Origin of the sequence: Coraliomargarita algicola, assembly GCF_033878955.1 — a bacterium.
GTDB classification, from domain to species: Bacteria; Verrucomicrobiota; Verrucomicrobiia; order Opitutales; family Coraliomargaritaceae; genus Thalassobacterium; species Thalassobacterium algicola.
Map to the genome: position 1 here is coordinate 3,966,307 of NZ_CP138858.1, position 14,183 is coordinate 3,980,489.

Genomic DNA, 14,183 nt, shown 5'->3' on the forward strand with positions numbered 1-14,183 from the left:
ATCTCGTCAGTCTTGTTAACAGATTTCGGGCTAACCGCTACAGCATTGTTTGGTTTTATGAATAAGAATAGTAATTATCGACCAGAAATTGACGGCCTACGTGCATTGGCAGTGTTGCCAGTTGTATTTTTTCATTTTGGCATGGGCTTTTCGGGAGGCTTTACCGGAGTCGATGTTTTTTTTGTGATTTCTGGTTTTTTGATTTGTGGGATCATTCTTCGAGAGTCGGATGAGGGAGGATTTTCAATTCTTCGATTTTATGAGCGCAGGGTTCGACGTATTTTACCTGCTTTTTTTACAGTCATATTTGCTACTTTGGTGCTTGCGGCATTGGTGCTCTATCCCAGTGAATTGGATTTAATGGGGCACCATTTATCGTATATCAGTCTATTTGCGTCTAATATTCAACTAACCGCTTTTGAGGGGGGGTATTGGGGCGCAGATGCGAAGACATTTCCATTATTGCATACATGGTCGTTAGCGGTTGAAGAGCAGTTTTATTTTGTAATGCCATTTATTTTGATGGTGTTACATCGATGCTTCAGAAAGCATCTTTTCGTAGCACTGCTGTTTTTGTTTTTTACTTCGTTAGTATATTGTATTTATGCAACAGAGACTGTTCCCAAACAGGCCTTCTATCTATTGCCATCACGCGGATGGGAAATGCTATTCGGGGGCATGGTTTTTCTTCTTGTTCAGAAGGGGTGCCCTTGGTCGAAGGTTCCATACGTTAGTTCACTATTCGGGCTGCTAGGACTTATTCTTATAATTGTTGGCTATTTCTGCATTACCGAGGATATGGCATTCCCAGGGTATATCGCTTTGCTGCCGACAGTAGGAACTGGATTGTTTATCTACAGCAATTCATGGAATAAAAATTGGACTGGACAGATTCTCGCCTGGTCGCCACTGCAATTTATTGGTAAAATCTCTTACTCGCTTTATTTATGGCATTGGCCGTTAATTGTTTTGCTTAAAGAGCACCGTTATCCTCAGGAGATCGGAATTACGGACCAGTTGTTGCTTCTGCTTATTTCATTTATCCTTTCGGTTCTGACTTGGAAATTTATAGAGCAGCCGCTTCGTCATCCAGCTAAGAATCACTCACGTTTCAAAGCTTTTGTGCCCGCTTGTTTCTTTATCGTTGTTCTGTTTGGGGTTAGCTTAGTTATTCGGAAGTTTGATGGCTTTCCGAGCCGTCTTGCTTTGGTAGGAGGCGAGGCTGTGGCGCACATTAAGATGGAGCAAGAATCATTGGGGGGACAAGCAAACGATACAAAATACACAAAGAATGGTCTTTTTGCTGAGGGAGGCTATCAGGTGAATATTGAGCCCGGGGAAGTTCCAGAACTGGTTGTTCTTGGAGATAGCCATGCTGGAATGTATGCCCCTGTGTTTTCGAAGCTTTCGGCTGAGTATGATGTATCCAGTTCATTTTTTATGTTGAGCGGAGTCCGCCCGCTATTGGATACTACTGCACTGGATAATGATTTAATTTATGGTTATTTGGAGCAATGGCGTCCATCGGCAATCGTTTTCATTATGCGAATGGATAATATGATTGGTCAGATTCTAGCAGATCCAGATTACGCAAAGCGCTGGGAATCTGTATTGCGGCGAACCAGCTTGGCCTGTGACGATTTGTATTTTATACTTCAAACACCTAAATCGCTTGAGCGCAGTTTTAGTGGCTCATTTGATTTTATACAGCTCCGTTTGATACGATTGCTAGTTGGAGATGGGGAACAGTTGCCTCAGCGCGTCGATGAACCCAAAGTGAGTCGCATCTCTCGTTCGCAAACTTTAGCTTGGCTAATAGATTTAGACATATCCAATTTAAAAGTGTTGGACCCTGGTCAGTATCTCCTTGACGGAGGGAAGACTGTAATTCTAGACGACGATGATCGTTTGTTGTATGTGGACGATGATCATGTGAATCGATTCGGCGCGGAGTATGCGTCTCCATTATTTACCAGTATATTTAGAACGATATTGAGCCGCTCGAGCGATTGATGAGCCAGTCTAGGCTTGAAGCTTCATACAGTTTGCGGTCACTCTCGATTGAAAATAATAACAGAGTAGCAGCATAGTTGCAGTTTGTGCTGTGGTTCTGGGAGTATATCATGAGAAGTCAGTTAGTCAGTGTAGTGAATAATGTTTTTCGGCACTAAGTTTTATGGAGGAATGGCCAAGAAGTGGTTTGAGCAGGCAGTAAGCTATCAGGATCTTAAGAATATTAAGCTATCAGAGCATGTTCCCGATCTTCCTTCCGCATGGGAACGTGCTCGTTTTGGTATCTTGGCTTCTCGCGATGAAGGCATGGCTCTCGATATTCTCTAGGAGGTGGCATTGGACCTGTCGTCATCGCTACCGATGTCGTGAGGCATGCAGAGTAGCTTGAAGACGGTAAAAATGGTTTTATTGGCTTCAGATTGTAATGTACACGCACCAGATGTAGCACTTGAACCCGCTTGGGATCGGCGTTCTGAAGCAGGTGCAATGGGGGGAATGGCTGAAGGTCGTGTGCGCCAGCGTTTAAAGGTTTTACTATCAAAAGCACTTAGTGAATTGCTAAGTTGCTGCTTATTATGCTGCATGGTGATATTCTTTGCTACTAATTCTAGTATAATTTGAGAACCCGAAATAACTAATGCATCATCACCTTACTATAAGTATCGCGACTAAAGATCGTTCAGAGGTAGTCGATGCGACGTTACGAAAGCTACATGCATTTGGGCTTTCTAAATGTGCGTTGATTATTTGCGATGATGGCTCGTCTCCACCTTTTGAATCGAGTGCGCTGGAGCTCTTCCCGCAGGCAAAACTGATTCGCAATGACAGTCCCCAGGGGCAGGCCATTGGCCGTAATCAGATTGCTGAAACTTGCGAGACGCCGTATCTGCTGCAGTTGGATGACGACTCGTATCCTGTGGTTGGGGATATTGAGGAACTGCTTGTTTTTGCGGAGTCGAGGAATGATTGGCTTGCGCTTGCGATCCCTTTTGAGGAGCCCGCACGTGGGCGCTCGTTTCCTCATGGTATATCGAAAGGTTCGGCGTGTGAAGTCAGAGCATTTGTAGGCTGTTCCACTTTAATCCATGTCGAGAACTTTCGGAAGGTTGGAGGGTATGCAGATTGGATTGGACGAACTGGCGAAGAAGAGGAGCTTAGTCTTCGTGGCATTGAGCAAGGTCTGTGTTGCTTAATGATCGATGGATTACGTATTCGGCATGAAGTCACCGATGTCGGACGGGACCTTGCTGCGATTCAACGTCGATCAATTACCAATTGGACCCGAATTTGGATACGTTCAGCACCGATCAGCTATTGTATACTTCGTCTCGCTCGTTTGTTTTTTGGCTCTACGTTGCTGGGCTTTAGAAATCGCAAACTACAGCCAATCTTAGCTTATTGGAGAGCTGTTCTGTCGTTGGAAAATTGGAGCGCACGCTCTGTCCTTAAGCTAAAAAGTATTCAAACGTTTAATAAGAAGCCACATGTATTGGATTTCTTTAATTGAGTTGAATGGTCTTCGTGCCTACAGGCATGTCCACCTGTTATGGGCGACGCCTATCGTTGAATGAGTATAACCTATTTCGACGTTCGCCACATGCAATTTCGTGCTTTAAAATGAAAAAAATGTAGTTGCTGAGTTTATTTTTTAGCCGCCTATTGTCGCAGGATTGTTTTCAAGTTCGTGTGCTAAGAATCAGTTAATGAATTTAAGAATATAAAAGTTAATCATGAATGTGTTTCAAAAAATATTAATCGCTCCAAAGTTAGTTGCTTGTTACGCCTATGATGGGTGGCGCTTTATTCGTTATGCTCACCTGTTTGATGATCCCTTTTGCTCTCAATCCTGTGCTCAAGCGCATCTTTACCGTCTCTCTCATTCGCTCGAGAAAGGTTTGGCTTTGCCGCAACCTCGAGTTGGTTTTGGTCGAGAGCTTACTGAGCAAGTTATGAAGGATCTGGAGAAATATTACGCTAAATTTGGTGCTGATTCTTGCACGGCAGATGTCCGGGGCATTTTGGAGAGTTTGCTTGAATCGCACGAGGCTAACGGAATTTCATGGGAAGATATAAGCTCTCGTCTATCCGCATTATCTTATAAGGGCACGGAGCCCAATAATTCAGAGCAAAAAACTGGTTTGGTAGAGAGAACACGCAAAGAAGTGTTGGCGTCACTGCCGGCTAGTCCAGAGCTTTTCTTTAAGCAGAGGCACAGCGTCCGTCAGTTTAGCGGAGTGCAAATCCCACGTCTTGAAATTGAGCGCGCTGTTCAACTTGCTCAACGGGCACCATCTGTATGTAATCGACAAGGAGGACGGTTGCATCTTTATGATGAGCCAACTTTAAAAGAGAAGATTCTTGCGCACCAAGATGGTAACAGAGGCTTTGGAGATCAAGCTGCTGTTATTGTCGCAGTCACTCATGACTTATCAATTTTTTACAAGAATGGCGAACGCAACCAGGCATTTGTTGATGGAGGGATTTTCGCTATGAACTTAACAATGGCTTTGCACGCATTAGGCTATGGTAGTTGCATGTTGAATTGGTCAATGAGCCCTCGTCAGGATGTTGCGATGAGGAAAGACATTGGAATTCCAGAGGGAGAAGTCATAATAGCGTTGATCGCAGTCGGCGGTCTCCGCGAGAAATACACGGTGGCGGCTTCTCCACGCCGTCCAGTCGAGTCGATTGCTTCTTGGAACAAGTAAAAGAGACTCGAGGGCCTCGCTCTCAAACATTTTTGAATCAGGTAAGCTTTATATGAAAGTTGGAATAGTAACGAACTACGAATGGTTGAAGCAGTGGGGCAATTATGGGACATTGTTTCAGAATTATGCTTTGCAGGAAGTCTTACGTGACCTTGGGCATGAAAGTTATTGGATAAGAACGACTAACTCTCGACCTTTTACATTTTCTGAGCGATGCCGCAATCTCGGATTAAAACTGCTGACGAATCCTTCAGAATTACTGAAGCAATTAAAGGGGGAGAAGCATCTGCACGCTGATATTTCTCCAGCAAATCCGAGGATTATTCAGTTTAACGCTGATCATCATCGCTCTTTCGAAGAGTTTATGAGTTCTCACCTAGGCCTTAGCGAACGCGAGTATGGTGGAGAAGAATTGCGTCATAGTCCGCCCGAAGCGGATGCGTTCATCGTGGGTTCAGACAATGTTTGGGCTCAAGTTTCACCAGCTTATTTTCTTCAATTTGGTTCTGCTTCCACAAAACGGATTGCTTATGCGGTTAGTTCCAATTGGGAGACTTTGTCGCCCTATTGGTATGCCCGTGCTCGCAAGGCTATTCGGTCGATCGACCATGTCTCAGTCCGAGAGGACGCTGGTCTGCATGTCTGTAAGAAGCTTGGACGCGGTGACGCGGCTCACGTTCTGGACCCGACATTGTTGGCTCAGCCTGCTTGCTTTCGAAAACTGTTACCTCTGGCGTCTGTCCCAGAGGAAGATCGTGAACCAACACTGCTGGTATATTGGTTGAATGCCTATCAAAATAGTGACTGGCCTCTGCGTGAAATGGAGAGATTAGCCGAGGCAAAAAGCCTTAAGTTGCAGATCATCCCTTTACAGGGGACTGAGTTACTTGCTCCAGAGATTCATACTTACGTACCAAATCCTTCAAGCTGGTTAGATGCTTTTGCCAATGCTGAGTGCGTTTTGACGAATTCCTTTCACGGAACGGCTTTTTCGATTATCTTCAACCGACCATTTGTCGTGCTGCCAAAATCAAAAGATCCTCAGGCACACGGGAGTGAGCGATTCCGTTCTCTTTTGGGCAAACTGGATTTGGAAAGTAGAATTATCCATGACCGCTCGTATAGCTCGTTAACGCGTGTATTAGAGGAACAGATCGATTGGGAGAGTGTAGAGACCAAGCTTGCTTCCGAACGTAGCAAGTCTTTAGACTTTTTAAAGAGAGCTTTGGTCAGTTGAAGTTAAGGTATCGAGTTTGAGCTCACACCGATGAGAAACCAAGTTTCAGAGATAATTGACTCAAATTGTGTCTCGAAGGTTACACGATTCCATTATAAATGATTATAGAATCTTGTGGGCTGATTTTTACTCGAATACCTAATTTAAATCATCTATGAAAATACTGGTTCTTCACAGGCGTATGTCTGGTTATTTTGTTGGATGTTTGAATCGGCTTGTGAATTTGAAAGTGCAGCTTGAGATTGTTGCGTGGCCAAATCAAGCGGATGCTCCTTTCAGTGGAAAGGTCTTAGAGAATTTCCGTAGTGTCAGAAATCGAAATGAGTTTTCAGATTCGGCTCTGCTGCAAATGGCGGAAGAGTATGGTCCTGACATTGTGTTAGTTGCCGGCTGGTCCGATGCTGGTTACGTCAAGGTATGCAGAGCGCTGAAGTCTAAGGGGGTTCTAATCGTTTCAGGTTGTGATACCCAATGGAAAGGTTCTCTTCGTCAGCATATCGCGAGTGCCATTGCTCCTTGGCATGTGCAACAGTTTATCGACGTATTGTGGGTGTCCGGCGAACGGCAGCGTCAACTCGCCGCCAAGCTCGGCTACGCCGGTGATCGCTGCTGGGATGGGTATTATGCGTGTGACTGGAATCTTTTTTCTGCTGAAGCAGAAAAAAGATTCCAGTCACAGAGGCCTGAGAGCTTAGAGCTGAGGCCTGAGGAAACTTCCCCTCAAGTTTCTAGCCTCAAATCTCAGCCCTCAAGCCTCAGCTCTCAAGTCTCAATTAAAAGCTTCGCTTTTGTCGGCCGCTATGCGCCGGTCAAGGGACTTGATACCCTCGCTGAAGCTTATCGGATCTATTCCGCGCAGGTGGAGTCGCCTTGGAAGTTGATTTGTGCGGGCAAAGGGGAGTGTCGGGAGCAGTTAATTGATGCGGGTGCCGAGGATCGGGGCTTTATTCAGCCAGACGATTTGCCCTCGTTGCTGGCTGAAGCATCTGCGTTTATTTTACCGAGCCGCTTCGAGCCCTGGGGCGTTGTGGTGCAGGAGGCAGCTGCGACGGGGCTGCCAGTGATTGTTTCTGATATCTGTGGTGCTGGCGTTCATTTGCTGCGTGATCGCTGGAATGGTCGGAGCTTTGCGGCTGGCGATGCCGCGCATCTAGCTGAGTGCCTGCTGTGGATGCATCAGCAATCTGACGAACAGCTCGCGGAGCTGGGGCGCAATAGTTTTGAGCTTTCCAAACAATATACTCCAGAGCGCTGGGCACGGACGCTAATTGAAGGGCTGAGGGGGCTGAGGGCTGAGGGCTGAGACTTGAGGGGGCTGAGGGCTGAGACTTGAGGGGTGAGATTACTTTTATCTATGAATGAAAGTGAGCGTAAGCAGGCATTACGAATACGAACAAAGCGGTTTGCTGGGCAGGTTGTGCGATTATTTGTGAAGCTGGATCGTCGACGTGAAGAAATTTCAATATTGGGCAAGCAGATGATTCGATCTGGGACTTCGGTGGGTGCCAATTATCGCGAAGCCAGTCGTGCTCGCAGTGATGCTGAGTTTATCGCAAAGATAGAATTATGTGTCCAAGAAGCTGATGAAACTCAGTATTGGCTTGAACTCTTAAACGAAGATTGCGGAATCTCTACTGACTTGACTCAGCCTTTATGGCACGAAGCCGACGAGCTCATTAGTATTTTCATCACCATGTCCAAAAACACAAAAAAACGACGAGCAGAAGAAAAATAGCCTCCCCTTCCGCCCTCAGCTCTCACCCTTCCGCCCTCAGCTCTCACCCTTCCGCCCTCAGCTCTCACCCTTCCGCCCTCAGCTCTCACCCTTCCGCCCTCAGCTCTCTAGTCTCACCTCTCTAAGCATCTTTATGCAGCCCCGATCACATCATCACAGTCCTCCCGCAGCTTGGCAACCGATGAATCGCCCGACGAGTAAGGCGCAGCAGCGCAGTGCGTTTACGCTGAAGAATATTTTTCGAAATGGCCTGTTCATTGCGGTGGTTTTTTTCCTGAATAAATTGGGCCCGCCGGGGTCGTTGCTGGGCTATCTTTGCCTCTTTGTCATGGCGTCGCGAAGCACTGAAGGTGCCATCAAAGCGCTGTCGTTGGGAGCCTTATTTATTGTCGCTAATTCCTACCTGGTTTCGATTAATTTTGTGCATACTTATCTGCGTTTTCCTCTGGTGGCGGTGGCAGGATTACGTATTTTCTGGGATGCATATCGTCGTTCACCGAAAGTATTTTTCCAAGGGCACCTCATTGCACTTTTACTTTTTGGAGGTGTCTCGTTACTGTGTGCTTTTATTAATCAATACTTCTTTATGGTTAGCTTTCTGAAGCTGGGAGTCTTTGTTTATGGCGTTTATGCGATCATGGTGGGCACCGACCTCGGTCGTACTTCGGGGTCTGACTTAACTGTTTGGTTCTGTTCGATGGTCTTGTTTTATATTGCTGGTAATTTATTGGCGTACGCTTTGGGGGTGGGGTACACATTTCGAGGGCGATTAACTGAAGCAGGTGGGTCACTAGGTCTAGCAGGAATGACAAATCACCCGCAGACTCAGGGGCCCTTATCTGCAATTTCTTCGATTTATGCTATTTGTGTATTCTTATATACACCTTACCGGTTGCGTTGGTTGATGGCTTTAGCTGCACCCGTCTTATTGGTGCTTTGTTATTTGAGTGCTGCTCGAACCGGAATTTTTGCTGTGGCCCTAGCAATTTGTTTAATTCTTGGAATTACCATTCTGCTTAGCCAAGGGCGTAAGCGTATACGCTTGAATATTTCAATTCCTCAGCTGATCTTGATGATTTTTGGAGGAACTGTAGGTCTCTTTTTGCTGGAAGTGTTTACAGGTGGCGCTTTGAGTTCAAAATTCAGTGAATTTGCTTTGAAAGCTATTCGCGAAGGCGGAGGGAGCAGTTTTAGTTTTAGTCAGATGTTTGAATCACGGATGCCACTGATTGAACAATCATTGTATGGTTTTCATCAAAGTCCATTGACTGGAATAGGTTTTGGGACTGAATTGGACCCTTTATGGGCTGCAACCGCGACTCTGTTCACTGCGCCAACGGAAAAAGGTTTTTTGCCAACTGCTATATTAGAGGAAACTGGAATATTTGGTACTTTTTGTTTTGTTGTATTTTTGATTTTGTTTTTCAAAAATTATTTGAGTAAGCGCAATGTTGTGGCAATTGGGGTGATGGCATGTTTCTTATTGCTCAATCTCGGGGAGATGATGTTTTTTGCCCTCGGAGGTATGGGGCTGTATTGCTGGTCGATTTTAGGTGCTGCGATTGCGCTGGGTGATCGAGTTGTGGAGCGAGGGTAGAGGGCTGAGGGCTGAGAGCTGAGGGCTGAGGGCTGAGGGCTGAGGGCTGAGGGCTGAGGGCTGAGGGCTGAGGGATACTTTACTTTTTGTTCTACGTTCGTCCTCTTGGTCTTTGAACATTACTTTATTTAGTCTTATTTTTTAGCTCTGATGCGCTTAAAACTTTTTATTACCAACGACGCGTATTTACCTGGCTTTCGCTTTGGGGGACCTGTGCGGTCTTTAGCGAATTTGGTGGATTGGCTGGGGGCGACTTACGAAATCTATATTTTTACTAAGGATCGTGATTTGGGCGATTCCCGAGGCTATCCGGAGATTCCTGCGAATCAGTGGCTGCAGCGTGAAAACGTGCGGGTCTTTTATGCCAGCCCGGAGCAGCATACTGCGCAGCGCGCAGGTATTGAATTGGCCAGTATTCAGCCCGATGTCGTCTACCTCAATGGCCTGTGGGAAGGGATGACGCGTGGTCTTCTAAAGTCTCGCTTACCGAGTGCGCGCTATGTGATCGCCCCGCGCGGGGCACTGGGCGCTGGGGCCTTGGCGATTAAGCCCTGGAAAAAGAAATTGGGACTTTTGCTGATGCGCGGCTCTTTAAAGAATTTGGTCTGGCATGCGACGGCCGACAGTGAAGTTACCGAAGTCCGACAGGTGATTGGACCAGACGAAACGGTGTATCTTGCTTCGAATTTATTGGAGCGTCGAGTGGCAAATGCAGTTGAACTGCTGCCGGCAGAGAGGGCTGCTGGACCGATTCGCTTCGTCTCGTTCTCGCGCTTATCACGTAAGAAGAATTTTGATTATTTGCTGCGTTGCCTGCAGGCGGTGCGGGGGCCGTTTAGCTTGGATATTATTGGGCCTGAAGAGGATCCTGTCTATACGGAGGAACTCAATGACTTGGCAGGTCAATTAGCCACCGATCAGGTGGTCCGCTTTTTGGGTGGAAAGTCGCCTGCCGAGCTACAAGCATTGCTGCCCAGCTACGATTTTTTTGCTTTGCCCACGCAACATGAGAACTTTGGCCATGTCTTTGTTGAGGCTTGGGCTGCGGGGCTCCCAGTCATTATCAGTGATCAAACTCCATGGCGGGATCTGGAATCGAAGGGCATCGGCTGGGATATCGCGTTATCCGATACGCAGCGCTGGAGGAATGTCTTAGAGCATTGCATACAAATTAGTTCGGAGGAGATTCATAAAATGAAATTAAATGCCGCTCAATTTGCTTCCGCGCTGGCTTTGAATCAACCTATAGATAGTTATCAGCGGATATTTGAGGGCTGAGAGGTGAGGGCTGAGGGCTGAGAGGTGAGGGCTGAGGGCTGAGAGGTGAGGGCTGAGGGCTGAGAGGTGAGGGTATCATCAGGAACAAGAAATTTTACTGGAGATTCTAATCATGACTTATCGATCTGTAATTTTATGCAGTCTGTCTTTATTGGCTCTTTGCACTGCATGAGGAGCCCTCACTCATCAGCAAAGGTTTTGAGGATTGGTGGTATAATGCCGTATGTGCGGCTTTTCCGGGGCGTGATATGCGTTTGGTTCCTTCGGGGGCGGTCTATCAGGCGCTTGATTTGAAGTTAGGTCAAATTTCGGTCGATGGGCTAGACTCCACTTATTCGTTCTATCGGGATTTACCTCATATGAGTATACCTACCGGTCGCTATGTCACCCATGCGACTATGTTTAGCATTCTTATGCAGATGCAGCCTCAGCAATTACCGATACAGACTGGAATGACTGCAAATGTTGATTCTGGATTCCTAGACTTAGTGAATGAGGTGGTTTGGAGCGTAGTTCCACCCGTCTCGCCATATCGTGTGCCGATTTCGTCCGGTAGCGAATTCTACAAGGCAGTCAGCGTGCCATTGGACTGATTCAGAATTGTGATGAAAAGCTGAGACTTAAATATGAAATCTCAAGAGTTGAATACGCCAACCTATCAATCCGAGCTCACATTTAAGAATAAGCTCGGGCGCTTACTCTGGGGCATTGTCTATGTCTTTTTGTTTCGTCCGAGTCCGCGCGTGCTGCATGGCTGGCGTTGTTGGTTGCTGAATCGTTTTGGAGCTCGCGTGGCGTCCAGTGCGAAGATCTATCCCTCCGCTCGTATTTGGGCACCTTGGAATCTTGAAATCGGCGAACGTGCGATTTTGGGAGACCGTGTGGATTGTTATAGTGTGGCCCCCATCAGTATTGGAATGGGGGCAGTTGTCAGTCAGGATGCCTGTTTATGTGGGGCAACGCATAATTGCGATAGTGCCGGATTTGAGTTGATTCCCAAGCCGATCCACATCGGCCCGAAAGCGTGGGTGTGTGCACGCGCCTTTGTCACACCCGGCGTGACACTGGCTGAGGGAGCGGTTGCCGGTGCGGCGGCTGTCGTGACGAAGGATGTGACGGAGTGGCAAATTGTGGGCGGTAATCCGGCAAGGCTTATCCGTTCACGTGCACGCTTTTAGACTGATTGTTCTTTGAGTTCGGCTCATGCGGCCATTCACATTTTGTCCTAACTGAATAAAAATAATATATGAAAATTTGTTGTATTGGAGCGGGCTACGTTGGTGGTCCTACGATGGCGATGATTGCGCACAAATGTGCGGATCATACTGTGACTGTGGTTGATTTGAATCAGTCGCGCATTGATGCGTGGAATTCGGATACTTTACCGATCTATGAACCCGGGTTGGATGCGGTGGTTCGGGAGGCTCGTGGAAAAAATTTATTTTTCTCCACGGACGTGGACACTGCGATTCATGAAGCGGAGATGATTTTTATAAGTGTTAATACGCCCACCAAAACTTACGGTGTCGGCGCGGGGCGTGCCGCAGATTTGCGTTTTATCGAAAAGTGTGCACGCAAAATTGCGGAAGTTTCTCAAGGCGACAAAATTGTGGTTGAAAAATCTACTTTGCCGGTGCGCACTGCGGAGTCTGTTAAACGTATCTTGCAAGCCAATTCAAAGGGGCGAAAATTTCAAATTTTGTCCAATCCTGAGTTCTTGGCGGAAGGCACCGCAATTGCCGATCTCCAGAACCCCGACCGCGTATTAATCGGAGGCGAGCAAAGCCCCGATGGCTTGCTCGCTATTCAGAAGTTAGTCGACGTCTATGCCAATTGGGTGCCGCGTGAGCAGATTATAACTACAAATCTATGGTCTTCTGAGTTGTCGAAGTTGACGGCGAATGCTTTTCTCGCGCAGCGTATTTCCTCGATCAATGCGATTTCCGCCTTGTGTGAAGCCACTGAAGCGAATGTGGACGAAGTGGCCACCGCGATTGGCACGGATAGTCGCATCGGACCAAAGTTTCTTAAATCATCGGTTGGTTTTGGTGGGTCTTGCTTTCAGAAAGATATTCTGAATTTGGTTTATCTTTGTCAGCATTTTGGCCTGCCGGAAGTTGCGAATTACTGGGAAGGTGTCATTACGATGAATGACTATCAAAAGCATCGTTTCGCCCGGCGTGTGATTTCAACTCTGTTCAATACCGTTTCGGATAAGCGAATTGCAGTCTTGGGATTTGCTTTTAAGAAGGATACCAATGATACACGGGAATCGGCCGCAATCTATATTTGTGAGGACTTGATTAAAGAGCATGCGAATCTTGCAATTTATGACCCGAAGGTGACTGAGGTGCAAATCCGGCAAGACTTGAATGTTTCGGTTGAGAATCCCCATGTGTCCGTTTGTGAAGATGCGTACACAGCAACTGAAGGAGCGCACGCAGTGTTGATCCTGACTGAATGGGATGAGTTTAAGACATTGGATTATCAGCGGATATACGATCAAATGCAAATGCCTGCGTTTTTGTTTGATGGTCGTAATTTACTTGATTTGGAAGCTCTCAATCGAATTGGTTTTGAAGCGTCGGGCATTGGGCAGGGGTAGATCCTGGCGTGACTATTTATTATCGAATTATTCAACGAAGCGCTTCGTTTGGCGGGAACTAGAAAGTTAAAATTATGCGTATATTAATCACCGGCGGTGCTGGTTTTTTAGGTTCACACCTATGTGAACGTCTTCTAAATGAAGGGAATGAAGTGATCTGCTTGGATAACTTCTTTACTGGACGAAAGTCAAATGTGGCGCATCTACTGCCGAATTCTAATTTTGAATTGATGCGGCACGATGTGATCGATCCGTTTAAGGTAGAAGTGGATCAGATTTATAATTTGGCCTGCCCGGCCTCTCCTGTACATTATCAATATAATCCGATCAAGACCACTAAGACATCGGTGATGGGGGCTATCAATTGTCTCGGTTTGGCTAAGCGTGTGAATGCGCGGGTTTTTCAGGCTTCAACTTCTGAAGTTTATGGCGATCCCGATGTGCATCCTCAGCCAGAGAGCTACTGGGGCCATGTCAATACGATTGGGATTCGCTCTTGCTATGATGAAGGCAAGCGCTGTGCGGAAACCTTGTTCTTCGATTATCACCGTGAGCACCAGGTCGACATTCGGGTTGTGCGTATTTTTAATACTTACGGGCCGCGGATGTTGGCGGATGATGGCCGAGTGGTTTCAAACTTTATTGTGCAAGCTTTGCAGGGCCAAGACATCACCGTCTATGGCGAAGGACAGCAGACTCGCTCCTTTTGCTATGTAGATGATTTGATTGAGGGCTTCGTGCGTTTGATGAATCAGGAGCAGGTCGTCGGGCCAATGAATATTGGGAATCCGAATGAATTCACTATTCTTCAGTTGGCCCAGCGTGTGATTGAGCTGACCGGCAGCCAGTCAAAGATTGTCTACCGCCCAATGCCGCAGGATGATCCGAAGCAACGACAGCCGGATATCCGTCAAGCGCGTGAAGTGCTGGATTGGGAGCCTCAGGTTCAGTTAGATGCAGGCTTGAAGGCTACAATTGATTATTTTGCGCAGCAGCTTTAGTTGCGGCTG

13 protein-coding genes are annotated in these 14,183 nt (G+C 46.9%); all 13 read left to right on the forward strand.

All coding sequences use genetic code 11. The features are described 5' to 3' along the window. Positions 1-12: 12 nt before the first annotated feature. The 13 genes from SH580_RS16380 to SH580_RS16440 all read left to right on the forward strand — a co-directional run bounded on the left by SH580_RS16380 (position 13) and on the right by SH580_RS16440 (position 14,174). The gene (locus SH580_RS16380; protein ID WP_319831908.1) at positions 13-2,013 is read left to right on the forward strand and encodes an acyltransferase family protein; all 2,001 of its coding nucleotides are present in this window, start codon (positions 13-15) and stop codon (positions 2,011-2,013) included. A gap of 141 nt (positions 2,014-2,154) precedes the next feature. Continuing rightward, positions 2,155-2,340 carry a hypothetical protein gene (locus SH580_RS16385; RefSeq protein ID WP_319831909.1) on the forward strand — a complete coding sequence of 62 codons (186 nt, stop codon included), beginning with the start codon at positions 2,155-2,157 and terminating at the stop codon, positions 2,338-2,340. A 310-nt stretch (positions 2,341-2,650) separates the two neighbouring features. Continuing rightward, positions 2,651-3,520, forward strand: coding sequence for a glycosyltransferase family 2 protein (locus SH580_RS16390; protein ID WP_319831910.1), 870 nt, complete (start codon positions 2,651-2,653; stop codon positions 3,518-3,520). Between the two features lie 223 nt (positions 3,521-3,743). Continuing rightward, a complete protein-coding gene (locus tag SH580_RS16395; protein WP_319831911.1) occupies positions 3,744-4,721 on the forward strand; it encodes a nitroreductase family protein in 978 nt (325 codons plus the stop codon). Between the two features lie 52 nt (positions 4,722-4,773). Beyond that, positions 4,774-5,958 carry a polysaccharide pyruvyl transferase family protein gene (locus tag SH580_RS16400; RefSeq protein WP_319831912.1) on the forward strand — a complete coding sequence of 395 codons (1,185 nt, stop codon included), beginning with the start codon at positions 4,774-4,776 and terminating at the stop codon, positions 5,956-5,958. Positions 5,959-6,112: 154 nt separating this feature from the next. Continuing rightward, positions 6,113-7,261 carry a glycosyltransferase family 4 protein gene (locus SH580_RS16405; RefSeq protein ID WP_319831913.1) on the forward strand — a complete coding sequence of 383 codons (1,149 nt, stop codon included), beginning with the start codon at positions 6,113-6,115 and terminating at the stop codon, positions 7,259-7,261. 51 nt (positions 7,262-7,312) lie between these two features. Next, entirely contained in the window at positions 7,313-7,693 is a 381-nt protein-coding gene (locus SH580_RS16410; RefSeq protein WP_319831914.1) for a four helix bundle protein, read from the forward strand. 181 nt (positions 7,694-7,874) lie between these two features. Further along, a complete protein-coding gene (locus SH580_RS16415) occupies positions 7,875-9,290 on the forward strand; it encodes an O-antigen ligase family protein (protein ID WP_319831915.1) in 1,416 nt (471 codons plus the stop codon). Between the two features lie 150 nt (positions 9,291-9,440). After that, complete coding sequence (locus SH580_RS16420) at positions 9,441-10,568, forward strand: glycosyltransferase (RefSeq protein WP_319831916.1); 1,128 nt, start codon at positions 9,441-9,443, stop codon at positions 10,566-10,568. A 359-nt stretch (positions 10,569-10,927) separates the two neighbouring features. Continuing rightward, on the forward strand, positions 10,928-11,161 hold the full coding sequence (locus SH580_RS16425; protein WP_319831917.1) for a hypothetical protein: 234 nt from the start codon (positions 10,928-10,930) through the stop codon (positions 11,159-11,161). A 33-nt stretch (positions 11,162-11,194) separates the two neighbouring features. Continuing rightward, entirely contained in the window at positions 11,195-11,746 is a 552-nt protein-coding gene (locus SH580_RS16430) for an LbetaH domain-containing protein (protein ID WP_319831918.1), read from the forward strand. A gap of 68 nt (positions 11,747-11,814) precedes the next feature. Beyond that, positions 11,815-13,173 (forward strand): UDP-glucose 6-dehydrogenase, encoded by a 1,359-nt coding sequence (locus SH580_RS16435; protein WP_319831919.1) that lies wholly within the window; start codon positions 11,815-11,817, stop codon positions 13,171-13,173. A gap of 74 nt (positions 13,174-13,247) precedes the next feature. Then, complete coding sequence (locus SH580_RS16440; protein WP_319831920.1) at positions 13,248-14,174, forward strand: UDP-glucuronic acid decarboxylase family protein; 927 nt, start codon at positions 13,248-13,250, stop codon at positions 14,172-14,174. The last annotated feature ends 9 nt before the right edge of the window (positions 14,175-14,183 follow it).